Raw genomic sequence first — 16,632 nt, 5'->3', positions numbered from 1 at the left:
AAACGTTTTTAGTTTTCTATCGCAATGGCGAAAGATACTGATTCGCGACTAAGAATTGAAATCACCGAAATTGGTATCAAAACCAATGTAAAGTACGGTCATACTTAGTTTTATTGCTCATTTGAAAAAGCTTATTCCAGCTATGTTTTTGGCTAAAATTAGGCAAAACCATCCATAACGCCTTTTCATTATAGATGGTTATTGTATGTGAAAGCCTAAAATAGGCTGTCACTTTACAAGATTTTACCAAGGTGTTTTCTTTTCCCAATCAGGATCAAAACCATGAGTTGCATCTGCTACTTTTAAATAATCGGCATAACTTTCAGCCAGTAAAATAGGCGGAATTTCTTTAATTGGAAGCTCATGATTATTCCAAGAACGGCTACCTTTTTTGGAAAATGCTAATTCATACAGCACAGCAGGGATATTTTCCTCAGGGACATAACTGCCACTAAAAGTGATTTCTACATCAATACCCAATTGCTTAAAGGGCTTGGTGTAACGATCAAAAGAGCCGCCATCTTCGATACTGGCACGTTGGTAACCCAGTTTGGTAATCACACCACGTAGGGTAAAGGTATCGGTTAACCAGCCTTTACGCTCACTAATTTCAGTCACATTATCATTGTCCAGTTGAGGCACATGATGTGTCATTTGTTCAAATAAAAACTTCACTTTATAGTCTTTAAAATGTGTAATCCAAGCTTTGGCTTCATCTTCACCGACTAGAACGGCATGTGAAATTTGAATTTTACTGTCAGTACTGAGTTCAATTTCATCATCTTCCAAATTCAATAAAGCACCATCATCACTTGGTCTAAAGCTGACATTTTCACCATTCGCTTTAACTTCAAGCCACACCAAACGTTGAATCAACCGTTTCATGATGGGATGTTCAAAAATATATTCTTGCCATTCAGCAACATTCCATTGGCGTTCACTACACATTGCTTCATAGAGACGACCAGTTTGCATATCAACAACTTGTTTAAATTCTTTTTTACTGGTGCTGAATAATGCTTTTGCTTCTTTAATCAGGCTTTCATCATCATTTTGGCGTGCAGCGGGCAATGCTTTGATTTCTTTGCCTTCTTCATTTTTGAGAATGAATTTATCTTTATCATCGACAATCGCCGTAAACTGACGTGTACCATATTGCAGATGAAGCACAGCATTTTCATCTAACCCTGCGGTCGGAATAGTGCGGTCTGCCAATTCATCACTACTCCATTGATTACGTTCAGCAATTTCTGAAACCAAGCTATTAGCCAAGGTTTGCACCGAAGCCGTTCTGTAGCGGCGTGATAATGATAGTAAAAGTTGAATAATCAATGGATCATTACTAATGGATAAGGCACTGATCATCGCCTCAATTTGTGAGCGACGAGGGTAGTGCTGCTTCATATAGTTTTGCAATTGTTTGACTGCAAAACTCCCTTGTGCATTAGCTGTTAATGCAAGCAGACCTTTACTTTTAATGGCAGAACCTAGATAAATCGCCATGTGTTCACGTTTTAGTTCTTCAATCACTTCTTCCAAACTAATCGTGCCGTATTTTCCATAATATTCAGGATATTTTTCACCATAGCGCTGATACATATCACGGTAATGGCTTAAACGGCTCGGTGCTTCTTTCGTTGCGTGTGCCGTTGCTTCTTCTAATGTTGGGCTTAATGTATCTTGGTGAATAAAGCTTTGTAACAAATGATTGGCAAGTTGCTGTTGGCTTTTTTCATCCAGTAAAGCGATGTATCGTTGTAGCAATTCATTGGCTTTTGGCTCTTTCAATTTTTCAGCTAAAACCACCCACCATTGAATAATATTGGGATCAACTTCTTTTCCATCTTGCCATGTCGCTTTGGGTAATGTTTTAAAATCGAACCATGCAAAACTGGTTGAAAGTTTGCCTTTTAAGCCTTGCTCTGCTTCTTTGAGTAAAACTGCAGGTTTTAAATAAGCACTGATATCTTCGCCTAATTTTTCTAGTGCAGTGAGTAATGCCGCACGAACCACTTCTTTTTTCTCTTTTTTGAGTAAAGTATTCAGTGGTTTAACCGCTTCTGGATGTTGCAAACGTGCAAGCCATTCGATTGCGGTAATTCGAATTTCTTGCTTACCTGATTCCAGTGCTTCTATCGCACGTTGCTGAATATTTGGAATGTTTTGCAACGCTTGTTGTGCATCAAAACGTAGACGTTTATTTTCACCTAAAGCAAATTCTAGTAAACGTGGAATAAATTGGCTTGGAATAGTAGGGAAGCAGGTTAAAACATAGATCGCATCGGAAGAATTAAATGCTAGGTATTGATTTTTTTCCAAAGATGGAGAAAGCCCAAGTGCTTCACTGAGGAAATCCATATTTTCAGCAAAGAAAGGCCAAATTTTTTCAGGGTCACGGATATATTCTGCGAGGCTCGAATAATAAGATGAACCCATTAAAATGCCTTTGGCAACTTTTCGTTTTGGCTCAATAAATTTAGCAATTTCTAAAGCTTGTACCAAATCGCGTAATTCATATTTGCTGTATTCAGCTGGATCGAGCATTTCGAATAAATTGACCCAATAAATCCAATCTCGGTTTTGTGAGCCCAGTAAACGTGCCGCATGAACAATTGAAAATTCAGGATATTTTTTATATTTATTTTTATAAGTAATGATATTTTCATAACGATAATATTTCACCATCGGTTTATCATTATTTAATGCATCGACAGTGGCTAATAACGTACTTTGTCTCACTTCTTTGAGGTGTTTCAAACCATCTTTTGCCCAATTACGTTTATACTGGGGTTCTGCTTTATTGTATTCAATTTCATCTAGTAGTGCTTGTTCTGCTTTTTCAAGCAAAGCTTGATAATTGTCTAAAATATCTTGAGTAAAACTTTGCGGAATTTTTTGGACTATTAAAGGAACTTGTTCTGGAATATCAAACTGTTGTACTTGGTCTGCTGAATCTACAGATTTTAACCGTTGAATCGCCATTTGCAGGTTTTGTTGAACAGACTTTTGTTTTTCTTGTGCTAAAGCTTGCTCTAAAATTTCTAAATGATCAGCGCCCAAACGTGCTAATAAATCTGCTGAAAAGCTACGTTCTTGGCTTGAACCTTCAAGTAAAAATTCATTTAAATATTTTTGGCTGTCATGCGGGTTAAGTTTTGAAAGTAAGCTTGTGGCTTTGGTGCGAATGGTTTTAGATTTTCCAACAGAGAGTTTTACAATGAGGTCTGGAATTTGGATCAGAACATCATTTTTTTCAGCAACATAATCCAGAAAAATTTCTTGCCCATTCACAGAAAGTGTTGGAATCACTTGTTTGAGCTGATCTAAGCGAGCAAGAAGATAGGTTTGGCAGTCTTTAACTTCAAGGATATGATTTAAATTATTGCGGTGATAATTATCAATGTCTTTACGTTCAAATAAGTAGGCAACAAGTTCTTCACCTAAGCCTTGCTGGTCATATTCAAGTAACTGTCTGAACTGTTCAAGTGTCAGATTATTTTTGATTTCTTTGACTGGGTCAGATTCACTAAACTTTCTATTTTCAAACATGACGATGTAAATATCGATCGTCAGATAGATAAACCAAGTAGGAACTTTGTCATATAAGTTTTTGAAATTTTTCTGTTGTGTTGCAGCTTCCAACACTTTTGCAAAACGAATAATTTGTGCAGCATCTAAATATTCAAACATTTTCCCATAGAATTGACGGCGAGCTTGAATTGAATTTTCTGCAAGTTTATTTTGTTTTTTATCAAGCTGAATATTTCCCCAGTACCAACCATAGGTGCCTGGTTTTCCTAAAAGAAAAAGGGCTTTTTCATCAGGTAAACTATTTAATTTGAGTAATACATTCGGGTTTTCACCTTCAAAAATAAAGGTTAATACTTCTTTATGTAGATTTTGTTCAATTTCGGTCAAAGGTAAGAAAATTTTATAAACAGCTTCCACTTTTTTCTGAAAATTTTCATTATATTGGTCAGTGCTTTGTTGTGCTTCACGTTCCGTTGTTTGAGTATCTTTAGCGATTTCTTTATTTTCAGATTTGGAAAATAAGGATTCAATTTTTGAAAATAATTGATTGAACATAATGATTTCCTAAAGTGACAAAGTGCCATTTCTTAAATATTAAATTAAACGTTTCACTTGGTTGTTGATCGAAATTATAGAAAAACTAGAACAAATTTAAATATCAAAAATAATCTATCACGACACAATTTGACCTTCCAAAACGATGCGTTGATTTAAACGTTGTAGTTGTAATAAAACATGTCGCCATTTGAGTAGATGTAGCGCTAAGTTATTTTGAGGAGAGTTTTCTTTTAAGCTATTTGCAATAAAATCAAGTCCCAAGTCTGAAAACTGTTGTGCGATATCCTGAATTTTGTTGCGGTCAGTGGGATCAAGTACAGCACGTCCTGTATTGGCATAGAATTCTAAAAGGGTTTGAATTTCTATAAGAAGCAGATCAATTGCAGAATAATGTTGATGGTTTTTCCACTGTTTCTTTTCAGCTAAAAGTTTTTCAAAACGCCCTGTAATTAATTCAGCTAGGGTACTTTTCTTTTGCACAGGGTGGTCGTAATCCAAACTAAATATTTTTAAGCCTTTGGTTGTTTCTAAAAAGACACTGCATGGAATCAATTGAATGGGCTGTGTGGTGGTATCGATACGCACCAAACTTGCGACAACTTTTTCATTTTGAATCAGTTGGGTTAAATTTTTAATACGTACACGATATGAAGCTTCAATCGGTATAGATAATTTAAGCGCATTATTTTGATCATCCACCACACGATATTCAAAACTTTGTTCAAATTCATTTAAATCAGGTGCTGTAATACTGGTGTGGCGTAACAGCACATAGCGAGATTTGGTTTGCTCTAAACTGGAATGTGGTGTGATTAGCGTTTGTAAATTCTGCCATTGAGAAACACCAATATTGAGTTGATCGAGATCAGATTTTTTAAGATCGCTGACTAAACCTTTTTGTAAGAAACGAGTATCACTACTTGCACTGAATGAGGTGTCAGAACTGGCTTTGGCATGAGTTAATTCAAGCTGATGTTGCAATAAATAACTGAGAGAACTTCCCCAGACACCTGTTGCAGCAGCGCTTTGCATATCAAAAGTGCGGTCTAAATGATTGGCACGTGCTTGAGTGATTTCTTTAAGTTGTTTTTGTTGAACATCCCAAAAGCATAGTGTTAATCCACGTGCACCACTTTCAGTACTCCACCATTCACAACCAAGAGGAATGAGATGCTCAACGGTTTCTTGTTGATAATCTCGTTGAATTGATCCACGGAGTTGTGACAATGCTTTGCTTTGAATTTCTGGTGCTAATTTTTGAACTTCTGTTAATGCAGCCAAATATGCATATAAATGAGCAATCTGATTGAAAATATGCTGTTCTTCGATTTGAACATGATGTTCTAAAAATTGCTTCATCATGCCGTGCAATGAGCGTAATAAGCTGCCAAGACGTGGCAAGCTTTGTGCACGAGCTTGCATATTATAGATATGTAGTGCCATGACAGATTCTTTGGCGAGGTGTGAAAGCCCTTGTTGAATAAAACTCTCACAAATGCTTTTTAATTCATCAATAAATGCAAGATCATCCTGAGAAAGTTGATTGGCAAAACTTTGTTCATGTTGCGTTGTATCAATTGACCATTGCCATTGTTCAGGACTATTTTTAAGCCATAGATAAGCAATACATGCCAAATGTCCTGCACTTTTTTGCTTATCTGCAATTTCAGACAGCATGCCGTCAAAACCTGTTGCAGGGTAGAGTAAGACTTTATTCGCACTTAAATCTGTTTGAAAAATGATTTTTTCAGCTTGAATTTCAAATGTACAAAGTTCCTCATTCGCTAGCCAATTTTGCACAAATTCATAAGCAAGACGCACATTGGCTTTGCCAGCTTGTTTTTGAATCTTGGCAATATCAAATTCTAAAATAAGTGCTAAAGCAGTTTTTGTATTTTGAATGTTGTGCTGTTGCTGTTTTGATTTTGGAGAATTTAAATCATCTGATTCATTACAAATCGATGTGTCGCTAGTTTGAAATTGAGTTTCAGCTTGAATTTCAGTTTGTATTGACTCACTAAACACGGCAGTATTGTCCTGAATCCATAAGATACTGCTTAAAATATGTTTACAACTGCCTTGTGCAGAACAGTTACAACTGGCTTTGGTGATACCTTCACTAGGAAGTTTGACTTCACATTCTTCGACTTTAAATAAAAGTTCAGTCGCATCATGTTCAGATAGCAACTCAACCTCAGCCAAAGCTTTACGAGCTCGTCTAAGTAAGCCAGCATTGCTATGCATGGTTAAACTGTCTTCATCATATTGGGTATAAATTTGCCAACTCATTGCATCACCTCTGCAAACCATGTTGCCAAATGTTCAGGTGTCATGGCTGCGATTTGCATCCCGCGTTCTTCAAGTTTTTGTGCCATATTCATGTCATATACTGGATTCGCTGCTTGATCGAGTGCGGCAAGTCCTAAAAGTTTGCAACCTTGTTGGTTCAGTTGACTGGTGGTATTCAGCATATGTTGAACCGATGCACCTTCTTCAAAATCACTGATTAAAACCAAAATACTACGATTTGGTTGTTTGATTTTGCTTTGACAATATTGCAAGGCTTGTCCGATATTGGTTCCACCACCCAATTGAATCGTTAATAAGACTTCAACAGGATCGTGAGCTAAATGACTCAAATCGACGATTTGTGTATCAAATAAAACCAGACTGATCTTGACCGCAGGCAGTGCGGCTAAAATACTGGCACAGACCGCTGCATACATGACGGAATCAAGCATAGAGCCACTTTGGTCAACGCATAATACAATTTCCCAAGGCAAATGCTTTTGGACTCGTGCATTAAAATAAGGGGTTTGAATAATCAGTTTTTGTAATTCAGGCTGATAATTTTTGAGATTGGCTTGAATGGTTTTTTTCCAATCAAAATTCTGTGCTTGCTTGATATGAGAGCGTTTAAAGCGATTGCGACGACCTTGTAAAGCCTGTAAAAACTGCGAACGAACTTTTTGCAATAATTCTTCTACAACTTTTTGAATCAATTCACGAATAGCATCTTTCATTTCATTGCTTAAACGTCCTCGCATACTCAGTAAGGCTTTTGCAACAGCAGGATTCGGTTCAAGTTGTCGCACATGTTCTGGATTTTTGAGTAATTCGGTCAGTTGATAACGTTCAATCGCTTGTTTTTGCATGCGCTCAAAGGTTGATTTTGGGAAAAGTTTGCGGCTTTGATTGAGCCAATTAATGGCATTCAATTGTGAAGCTTCTAAGCCACCATGGCGGTTTTTACCTTGTTCGATACCACGACGTTTATATTCATGTTGATATAAATAATCCAGATTACGTTCAAGCTTTAATTGGTCGCTAGATAAGGTCGCTGCGGATAAGTTCTGATCTGCATAACGACCTAACATCAAACGCCAACGACGTGCTTGATCCATTGGGTCTAAAGATGTTGATGATTCATTGTCTATCTCTTTATTTTGAATATTTTCAATCGTGTTTTGATCAGGAAGCAATTCACTCATGATCTGCTCCTTGCGTGTTTAGCATCTGAGAATCTTGAATCTGTTGATTTATTTCAGAGTGAGTGTCATTTGGTGTATTCACCAGCCATTGGGCTAAGTGGTCATATTCAAATAAGCTACGTAATTGTTGATTCAATTGAACGCCTTGTAATAAATCTTTTTCACCAATATGACTGAGCACTTGATCTAAAATAGCGTCATCACTCAATCCTGTCATTTGTGCAATGATTTTAGAAACTTTACTGCTTTGTTTTGGTGTGAGTTGGCTAAAGATATAACGCAGATCAGGTAAAATTTGGATAAAAGTGTCTTCTGACCAATGGCTGACCAGTTGATATAACGCATCAATGGCAACTTTGGATTGCACGAAAATTTCAGGTGCAACAAAGAACATGCCTTGTAAATATTGCACTGATTCTTCGCTATCACTGCCGATGGCAAAAGCCAGTTTAAGCTGTTGTTGTAATTGATCTTGCTCAATTCGATGATCTAAAAATTGTAAAACATGAATTGCACCTTTGAGTTGATGGAGATGAAATTCATTGATTTTATTCACATCAATGTGTGCATACATCAGATCTAATAAATCTAATTGTTGCGTATCTAATGTTGGATGATTGAAGGGAATATTGTACTGTTTTAGATTTAAAATTAATTCATGTAAGCTTTTGAGATGTCTCAAATTTGCTTCAACTTTTTCTTCGTGTGTATCGTAAAGCTGATCCAGTAAAAAGCAGGCTTGATATACGGCAAAACTTAGGCTGTGTTCCACCATAGATTCAGGCAGATTTAAAAGCGTTCGTCCATGCCATAAATAGTAAAGTTGCTGTGCCGCACCAATTACGGAAGCCAAATTTTGATCAGTTTCAAGATAACCATCCAATTGTTGATTGAGCAATTGTAATTGTTGTTTTAAACCTAAACGACAGGCTAAAGCCAATAGTTTTGCGGTTTCTAATGCAGATTGACCAATACCATTTTGTTCATTGTCTTGTTGTAATTTGATGATTTTTAGCAAAGCAATCTGTTCAAGCTGATTGCCCATTTCAGCCAATTCAATCAAACGCGCTTCTACACTCGGTGTCCAAGCGTAACGCCATTCTTCAAATAATAAATCTAAACTTGCACCTTGCACAAAGTCAGGCCCTGAAAGGCGTTGTGCAAAGTGACAATCGACAAACTCAAGTAGATGTAAATATTGGCTAATGTCTTGGTGTAAAGGTTTACGATAAATATCCAGTTTACGATTGCGTAAAATCGTATCATTTAGATTAAAACGAAAATCTTTAATCTGTTGATAGGTGTTCTGTAAAAGTGCAGGACTATGTTGATCACTTGCTACCTTTCCAAGTTGTTGCCCACTTAAAAATTTGAAAATACAGGTAAATAAATACTGTTGCCCATCTTCAATTTCGCCTTTGATTAAAGCAGCCTGTAACGCATCCAAAAGATCATAACGACTTGGTTGATAATGCCCTCGGAGCATGGCCAATTGCCAAGCCAATTCAGCGGTATTTTTGAGGGCAATATAAGGTGTCACGTCTAAGACTTGTTCTTGGTCTAAGAAATGGCAGAGTTCATTTAAATATTGAAAGAAATTAAATTGAATTTGTTCAGGTGTTTGCGGATGGTCTTGATTTAAATTTTGCCAAATATGTTGATAATAGGCGGGTGAAGGCATACCTGATGCATAACCATTTAAAGCATCCAAACGATTAAAACTATAACGAATCAACCATGCCTGTTCTTGCCAATTTTGTTTTTGATCTTTGACAATAAAACGTTCTGCTGTTTTAGGGTTGGCTAAGTTTTCAATCAGTGCAAGGGTATGAAAACCACCTGTAACCACTAAAATTTTATGATCAGGGTGAATGGTGTCTTGAATACAATTCCACATCACATCTTCACGATGCAATGAAGCTTCTTGCAACAGCACATCTTTTTCATAATCTAATCGTGCAAGTGAACACCATGCAAAAACATCATCAAAAAAGTGTTTAGGTTCTGCTAACGATTCAGTCGGTTGGAGTTCGAATAAATGATCCCAAAGCTCATCGTGATTTCTACAATGCATTTTTAAAGCCAGTTTTTGAATATATTGGCTATGCGCAAAATAACGTTCAGACATTAAACTTCTTTGTTGCCAATTCAACGCAGGTTGTTCTATTTTCAAGGCACTTTGTTTAGACCAATCTAGATCGATAAACTTAACATTTGCTTGGATGCTTTTAGCCTGTTGAATCGCAACCCATTCAGGTGAGTATTCACAAAATGGGAAGTATGCAGAAAACAATTCAGGTAGTGGCGCGATCTCATCTTCATCATCTTTCTGAGTTTTTTGTTTTGAAGATGTTTTATTGTTGAGTGATTGATTGTGTGCAGACTGTGCTTGAGCAAAGATCGCAACAGGTGGTTGAGTATTTTCGTTTTGCAAACTTTCAATTAAAAATTCAAAACTGGTCGGTGCTTCAATTAAAATATGTGTTGGTTTGAATTCATCAATATAGCGTTTTAAAGCATAGGCACAGGCAGGGCTGTGATGGCGAATCGGTGCAAAATAAATATTTTGTTCAGCCAACTTTTGTTTGCATTGAAATGCCTGTTTTAATCGAGTTGGCATTTCACCAAATACATTATTTTGAGCCTGTTGTTGCATGATTAAAACTCACGGCTTGCATCAAAAAATGCTTTCCAATCTGAATCTTTACGAGCGCGTTCTTTGACAACAGTGTCCAAGTAATAACGCATGCGTTTGGCATCATCAGGATTGTCTTTAAACACCACGCCAATCAATTGTTGTGCAATATGACCTGCTTGTAATTTTCCATCACTCAAATAAATGGCTTGTAAACTCGCTGCATGTGCAATATTGACCGCTTCCGCAGTAGACATCACGGCATCAGGTGTTTTTAAGCTCGCACCTTGTAAGCTTTGACCTGTTCTCAGTTCATTGAAAACCGTGACTAAAAGTTCAATCACTTCAGGTCGAATGTGGATTTCACTATACAGTTGGGCTAGTTGTTGTTTGAGTTGTAAACCGACCAATTCAATCTCAAACTGGCGATTGGCAATCGGCTTTACTGTTTCAAAGTTAAAACGACGCTTCAATGCCGCTGACATTTCATGTACGCCACGATCTCTTAAGTTGGCTGTGGCAATGATGTTAAAGCCTTGCATGGCTTGTAAGCTAAAGTCTTGACCCATTTCAGGAATCATCATTTGCTTCTCAGACAGTAAGGAAACAAGGACATCCTGAATTTCAGGCGGACAACGAGTGATTTCTTCAAAGCGTGCCAACTGTCCATTTTTCATCGCATGAAACAAAGGCGAGGGGATTAACGACTTATCGGTCGGGCCTTCTGATAAAAGCAGAGCATAATTCCATGAATATTTAATATGATCTTCTGTTGTACCTGCTGTGCCTTGAATAGTTAGTTGCGAATTTCCTGAAATTGCAGCACTGAATAATTCAGAAAGCATTGATTTAGCCGTACCCGGTTCACCGACTAGCATCAAACCCTGATTACCCATTAATGTCACTAAGGCACGATCGACCAGTGCATCATCACCATAAAATTTCTTTTGGATATTGAGTTTATCGTCACCTAAAATAAAGGAACGTACTGCATAGGCAGAAAGTTGCCAGCCTGCTGGTTTTCGATGCTGATCCTGTTCTTTTAAACGTGAAAATTCTGCTTGATATTTTTGTTCAGACGTTTGTTTTATCTGTGTGCGAATATTTTCTATCATTGTAAATAAATTCAAAAAACTAAAGACTAAATCGATGTTAATGAATAAAAATACAAATGCAAAGTTGCTGTTTACGCTACTGCGACAAATTGTGTCACAAAGCGCTACAGTAAAAGTTTTAAATTTTTACTTCTTTAACGAATCAAAACAGATTACAGTGAATAACGAGTGCAACAATACCGATTATCTTGAAAGAAATATAAATGGGTGAGCAGAAGATGAAGTCTGATTCGAAGAATAAGCAACGTGGTGGTTTGATTTCTAATGCCTTTGGTGTGGCTAAAAAACTCAGTGAAACAGGACTAGATATGATCAATCATGTCGCACCAGGTACGGTGAGTAAATTAGTTCAAGATCCTAAAACCAGTCATGTTATTCAAGGTTCGGCCAAAGAAAAAACAGCTTTTGAACCTAAAAAATATGATAATCCGCAACAAATGATGCGTGATCATTTACCCAATGTTACGGGCAAGTTACTAGGGAAACATTATAAAAAAATTAACAATGTTGCTTCCTTTATTTCCCCTGATTTGAACGATAAATTGTCAGATTATCTTTTTGACAAGCTCAATGATTTTGTTTCAGAGTGGAGTTCTGTAGACGCGCTCTTAAAAGAAGTCGGTGCAAAGAGTTTATCGGAACTCGCTAAAGATCCTGCACGTTCGCAACGTATTAGTATGGCAATCGCCAATCAAAATAAAATTATCGCTGCGATTCAAGGCACATTAACGGGCGCTGTGGGAGGCGTAGGAGCGATTATTGATGTGCCAACGTCACTGGCACTTGCATTAAGAAGTATTTATCAAACGGGTCGAGCGCATGGTTTTGAGTTAAATACACAAGATCATGATGTAGTTGAATACATTTTTAAACAAATTGATTTAGGCTCAATTGCTGAAAAACAAGCCTTGATGGCAGCGATTCGTGCATTTACTGGGGTAATGGAAACACATAATGTGACGCAATTGCAGCAACTTTTAGGTTCTGGGAATGATATTGAACTGCTTAAAAAATGGGTTGCCAATGATGATGGTTCATTTAAATTAAGCTGGATGAATAACTTACCGCAGTGGGGATTACTTTCAAAATTAACCCCATTGGCAACGATGGGAATCAGTGCTGTATATAGTTGGAAATTGGTTGAGGATGCAACAGACCAAGCAGAAGTTGTTTTTTCAGGTGCGCAAAATTATTTATTACAACATTCAAATGTACAAATAAGCGTATTAGACGCTTATGAGAAATCTGTACAGCTGATTGCTCAAGCGAGTCCGCTACTATTGGATACAGTAGATACAGAAAAAAATATTGCTACAGGGAAAAGCCAAGGGACAGCACAAAAAGTTGCTCCTGAATCAGTACCAACAGTCGTTGAGAATGAAGCCATTACTCAGGTTGAAGTAAAAGCAAAAACAACTGAAGATGAGCACAAACCAAAAACTGAGCAAGATATTCAGCAAGGTATTCAAACACTTGTAGATAAACATGTTGATGAGAAAGTAGAAGTTAAACCTGTTCAAAGTAAGCCTCGCCGTACCGCACAGAAAAAAACTGTTGCGACTACATCACAGACTAAAGTTGAAAATTCAGCGGCAGCAAAAACTGTAACAAAAAAGCGTGCGCCAGCAAAAATGAAGGTGGCAACACAAGCGACTGAAAAGGCAATTGATGAAGCAGTTGATAAATCAGGAAATAAAGCAGATTAAAATTGTTTAAAATTTGAGTTAAAACTTAGAGTGGTCGATATTTGACGGTATGTTGAATGTTGACCATTTTTACTTCTTGGCTTACAATTGCATGCCCTCAAAAAGTGGTACTTTTTTGAGGCTTTTTATTAACGGGAGAATTGCCATATGGCAACAACAAATCAGTTGATCCGCAAGGGTCGTACGACTTTGGTTGAAAAATCAAAAGTTCCTGCGTTAAAGGCTTGTCCACAACGCCGTGGTGTGTGTACACGTGTTTATACAACTACACCTAAAAAACCTAACTCAGCAATGCGTAAAGTTTGCCGTGTTCGCTTAACTTCAGGTTTTGAAGTTTCAAGCTATATCGGTGGTGAAGGTCATAACCTACAAGAGCACAGTGTTGTTCTTATCCGTGGTGGTCGTGTTAAAGACTTACCGGGTGTACGTTACCATACCGTTCGTGGTTCTTTGGACTGTGCTGGTGTTAAAGATCGTAACCAGTCTCGTTCAAAATACGGTACTAAACGTCCTAAGAAATAATTCTTTAAGAATTAGCTTCTTTAGACAATAGAACCGCAATCCTTTATCGTCTCGCTTGTCTGATTTCTGCATTTAATTTTGTGAAATTCAAGCGACGTGTAGTAAGGCCAGTGAATAGCACACGACACTTTGTGCTCATGCTGGATAAACCTGAAGTGTCATATTTATAGGTAGTTTAAAATGCCAAGACGTCGCGTAGTCGCTGCTCGTGAAATCCTTCCGGATCCGAAGTTCAGTAGCCAAACAATCGCTAAATTCATGAACCACGTAATGCAAGATGGTAAAAAATCTATTGCTGAAAGTATCGTTTACGGTGCTTTAGATCGCGTTCAAGAAAAAAACAAAGTAGACCCAGTTGAATTTTTCGAGACTACTCTTGAAAAAGTTCGTCCTATGGTCGAAGTAAAAGCACGCCGTGTTGGTGGTGCTACTTATCAAGTACCTATGGAAGTGCGCCCATCCCGTCGTACTGCCTTAGCTATGCGTTGGTTAGTAGATGCTGCTGCTAAGCGTTCTGAAAAAACTATGGCGTTACGTCTTGCTGGTGAGTTGCTTGATGCAGCTGAAGGTAAAGGCTCAGCGATCAAAAAACGTGAAGATGTGCATCGTATGGCTGAAGCCAACAAAGCCTTCTCTCACTACCGCTTCTAAGCGGCTAAAACAGTCCCTAATCAGGAGAATGCTCATGCGTATTGCAGCTCGATTTAACATCGCCCTCTACTCTGGTGGGGGATTTGCGGGAATTTAAGTTGTCCTTAAATTCGTATTGAGTATCCGTACGCATCAATAAGTTATTGATGCGTCCTGTTTTAAACAACAAAATTTAGGAATGCAAGAAATCATGGCTCGTCAAACCCCAATTTCTCGTTATCGTAACATTGGTATTTCTGCACACATTGATGCTGGTAAAACCACGACTACAGAACGTATTTTGTTCTACACAGGTGTATCTCACAAAATTGGTGAAGTACATGATGGTGCAGCAACAATGGACTGGATGGAACAAGAGCAAGAACGTGGTATTACTATCACTTCAGCTGCTACAACTTGTTTCTGGTCTGGTATGGGCAAACAATTTGCTGAACACCGTATCAACGTTATTGACACACCGGGACACGTAGACTTCACAATCGAAGTTGAACGTTCTATGCGTGTTCTTGACGGTGCGTGTATGGTTTATTGTGCTGTAGGTGGTGTTCAACCTCAGTCTGAAACTGTATGGCGTCAAGCAAACAAATATAAAGTGCCTCGTTTAGCATTCGTGAACAAGATGGACCGTACTGGTGCAAACTTCTTCCGTGTTGTTGAACAAATGCGTACTCGTTTAGGTGCTCATCCTGTACCAGTGGTTATTCCAATTGGCGCAGAAGATACCTTTGCTGGTGTTGTTGACCTTATCGAAATGAAAGCAATCATTTGGGACGAAGCTTCTCAAGGTATGCAGTTCGAATATGGTGATATTCCTGCTGATCTTCAAGCATCTGCTGAAGAATGGCGCACCAATATGGTTGAAGCTGCTGCAGAAGCATCTGAAGAGTTGATGGACAAATACCTAGAAGAAGGTGATCTTTCTAAAGAAGACATCGTTGCGGGTATTCGTGCGCAAACTTTGGCTGGTGAAATCCAACCAATGCTTTGTGGTACAGCATTCAAAAACAAAGGTGTTCAACGTATGTTGGATGCTGTAATTGAATTCTTACCATCGCCTACAGAAGTTAAGCCTATTGAAGGTATTCTGGACGACAAAGACGAAACTAAAGCAGTTCGTGAAGCATCTGATGAAGCTCCATTCTCTGCGTTAGCGTTCAAAATCATGAACGATAAATTCGTTGGTAACTTAACATTCGTACGTGTTTATTCTGGTGTTCTTAAACAAGGCGACCCAGTATATAACCCAGTTAAGTCTAAACGTGAACGTATTGGCCGTATCGTGCAAATGCACGCAAACGATCGTCAAGACGTTGAAGAAATCCGCGCTGGTGATATCGCTGCATGTGTAGGTCTTAAAGACGTTACTACTGGTGATACACTTTGTGATGAGAAAAACATCATTACTCTAGAGCGTATGGAATTCCCAGAGCCAGTAATTTCTCTTGCTGTTGAGCCTAAAACTAAGGCTGACCAAGAAAAAATGTCTATCGCTTTAGGCCGTTTGGCAAAAGAAGATCCATCGTTCCGTGTACGCACAGACGAAGAATCTGGTCAAACGATCATTGCAGGTATGGGTGAGCTTCACCTTGACATTCTTGTTGACCGTATGAAACGTGAATTTAACGTTGAAGCGAACATTGGTAAACCAATGGTTGCTTACCGCGAAACGATTAAAAAATCTGTTGAGCAAGAAGGTAAATTCGTACGTCAAACAGGTGGTAAAGGTAAATTCGGTCATGTATATGTTCGTTTAGAGCCTATGGATGTTGAAGAAGCTGGTAAAGAATACCAATTCGTTGAAGAAGTTGTAGGTGGTGTTGTACCTAAAGAATTCTTCGGCGCGGTTGACAAAGGTATTCAAGAACGTATGAAGAATGGTGTCTTGGCTGGTTACCCTGTTGTGGGTATCAAAGCGACATTATTTGATGGTTCTTACCATGATGTCGACTCTGACGAATTATCGTTCAAAATGGCAGGTTCTTACGCGTTCCGTGATGGTTTCATGAAAGCAGATCCTATCTTGCTTGAACCAATCATGAAAGTTGAAGTAGAAACTCCAGAAGACTACATGGGCGATATCATGGGTGACTTAAACCGTCGTCGTGGTATGGTTCAAGGTATGGACGATCTTCCTGGCGGTACTAAAGCAATTCGTGCTGAAGTTCCACTTGCTGAGATGTTTGGTTACGCGACTCAAATGCGTTCTATGTCTCAAGGTCGTGCGACATACTCTATGGAATTTGCTAAATATGCTGAAACTCCACGTAACGTGGCTGAAGGCATCATTTCTAAATTCCAGTCTGGCGGTAAAAAAGGTGACGACGAGTAATCTTTCGATTACTATAAGCCCAAACTAATTCATAGTTAAAAACCAAGTGCTCATGCAGTGACCCTGCATGAGTAGTTTAAAAAGGAAGCTCTCA

Annotated in this window: 9 protein-coding genes; 4 read left to right on the top strand and 5 right to left on the bottom strand. The window is 38.2% G+C overall.

Going from position 1 to position 16,632, the window contains the following annotated elements; genetic code table 11:
- Positions 1-243: 243 nt before the first annotated feature.
- The 5 genes from GGG_RS0111965 to GGG_RS0111945 all read right to left on the bottom strand — a co-directional run bounded on the left by GGG_RS0111965 (position 244) and on the right by GGG_RS0111945 (position 11,330).
- Entirely contained in the window at positions 244-4,086 is a 3,843-nt protein-coding gene (locus tag GGG_RS0111965; protein ID WP_010115196.1) for a DUF4132 domain-containing protein, read from the bottom strand.
- A gap of 117 nt (positions 4,087-4,203) precedes the next feature.
- Complete coding sequence (locus GGG_RS0111960; RefSeq protein WP_010115194.1) at positions 4,204-6,378, bottom strand: hypothetical protein; 2,175 nt, start codon at positions 6,376-6,378, stop codon at positions 4,204-4,206.
- Positions 6,375-7,580: a VWA domain-containing protein gene (locus GGG_RS0111955; protein WP_010115192.1), complete on the bottom strand. Its 1,206-nt coding sequence runs from the start codon at positions 7,578-7,580 to the stop codon at positions 6,375-6,377. The genes GGG_RS0111960 and GGG_RS0111955 overlap by 4 nt, the downstream gene beginning before the upstream one ends.
- The gene (locus GGG_RS0111950; protein WP_010115190.1) at positions 7,573-10,236 is read right to left on the bottom strand and encodes a DUF5682 family protein; all 2,664 of its coding nucleotides are present in this window, start codon (positions 10,234-10,236) and stop codon (positions 7,573-7,575) included. The genes GGG_RS0111955 and GGG_RS0111950 overlap by 8 nt, the downstream gene beginning before the upstream one ends.
- Positions 10,237-10,238: 2 nt before the next feature.
- Complete coding sequence (locus GGG_RS0111945; protein WP_010115188.1) at positions 10,239-11,330, bottom strand: AAA family ATPase; 1,092 nt, start codon at positions 11,328-11,330, stop codon at positions 10,239-10,241.
- A gap of 203 nt (positions 11,331-11,533) precedes the next feature.
- Between GGG_RS0111945 and GGG_RS0111940 the strand changes: the two genes are divergently transcribed.
- The 4 genes from GGG_RS0111940 (at position 11,534) to fusA (ending at position 16,538) form a co-directional block, all read left to right on the top strand.
- Entirely contained in the window at positions 11,534-13,036 is a 1,503-nt protein-coding gene (locus GGG_RS0111940; RefSeq protein WP_010115186.1) for an EcsC family protein, read from the top strand.
- Between the two features lie 147 nt (positions 13,037-13,183).
- Positions 13,184-13,558, top strand: coding sequence for a 30S ribosomal protein S12 (gene rpsL, locus GGG_RS0111935; RefSeq protein ID WP_002050319.1), 375 nt, complete (start codon positions 13,184-13,186; stop codon positions 13,556-13,558).
- A gap of 180 nt (positions 13,559-13,738) precedes the next feature.
- On the top strand, positions 13,739-14,209 hold the full coding sequence (rpsG, locus tag GGG_RS0111930; RefSeq protein ID WP_005190966.1) for a 30S ribosomal protein S7: 471 nt from the start codon (positions 13,739-13,741) through the stop codon (positions 14,207-14,209).
- Between the two features lie 190 nt (positions 14,210-14,399).
- The gene (gene fusA, locus GGG_RS0111925; RefSeq protein ID WP_010115159.1) at positions 14,400-16,538 is read left to right on the top strand and encodes an elongation factor G; all 2,139 of its coding nucleotides are present in this window, start codon (positions 14,400-14,402) and stop codon (positions 16,536-16,538) included.
- Positions 16,539-16,632: the final 94 nt, after the last annotated feature.

The organism is Acinetobacter sp. P8-3-8 (assembly GCF_000214135.1).
Lineage (GTDB): Bacteria > Pseudomonadota > Gammaproteobacteria > Pseudomonadales > Moraxellaceae > Acinetobacter.
The sequence above is the reverse complement of the archived record's forward strand: the minus strand, read 5'-3'. Positions and strand labels throughout refer to the sequence as shown.

Coding starts and splice junctions, on each gene's coding strand:
- GGG_RS0111965 (WP_010115196.1), bottom strand. CDS start 4,086: ATGTTCAATCAATTATTTTCAAAAATTGAATCCTTATTTTCCAAATCT.
- GGG_RS0111960 (WP_010115194.1), bottom strand. CDS start 6,378: ATGAGTTGGCAAATTTATACCCAATATGATGAAGACAGTTTAACCATG.
- GGG_RS0111955 (WP_010115192.1), bottom strand. CDS start 7,580: ATGAGTGAATTGCTTCCTGATCAAAACACGATTGAAAATATTCAAAAT.
- GGG_RS0111950 (WP_010115190.1), bottom strand. CDS start 10,236: ATGCAACAACAGGCTCAAAATAATGTATTTGGTGAAATGCCAACTCGA.
- GGG_RS0111945 (WP_010115188.1), bottom strand. CDS start 11,330: ATGATAGAAAATATTCGCACACAGATAAAACAAACGTCTGAACAAAAA.
- GGG_RS0111940 (WP_010115186.1), top strand. CDS start 11,534: ATGGGTGAGCAGAAGATGAAGTCTGATTCGAAGAATAAGCAACGTGGT.
- rpsL (WP_002050319.1), top strand. CDS start 13,184: ATGGCAACAACAAATCAGTTGATCCGCAAGGGTCGTACGACTTTGGTT.
- rpsG (WP_005190966.1), top strand. CDS start 13,739: ATGCCAAGACGTCGCGTAGTCGCTGCTCGTGAAATCCTTCCGGATCCG.
- fusA (WP_010115159.1), top strand. CDS start 14,400: ATGGCTCGTCAAACCCCAATTTCTCGTTATCGTAACATTGGTATTTCT.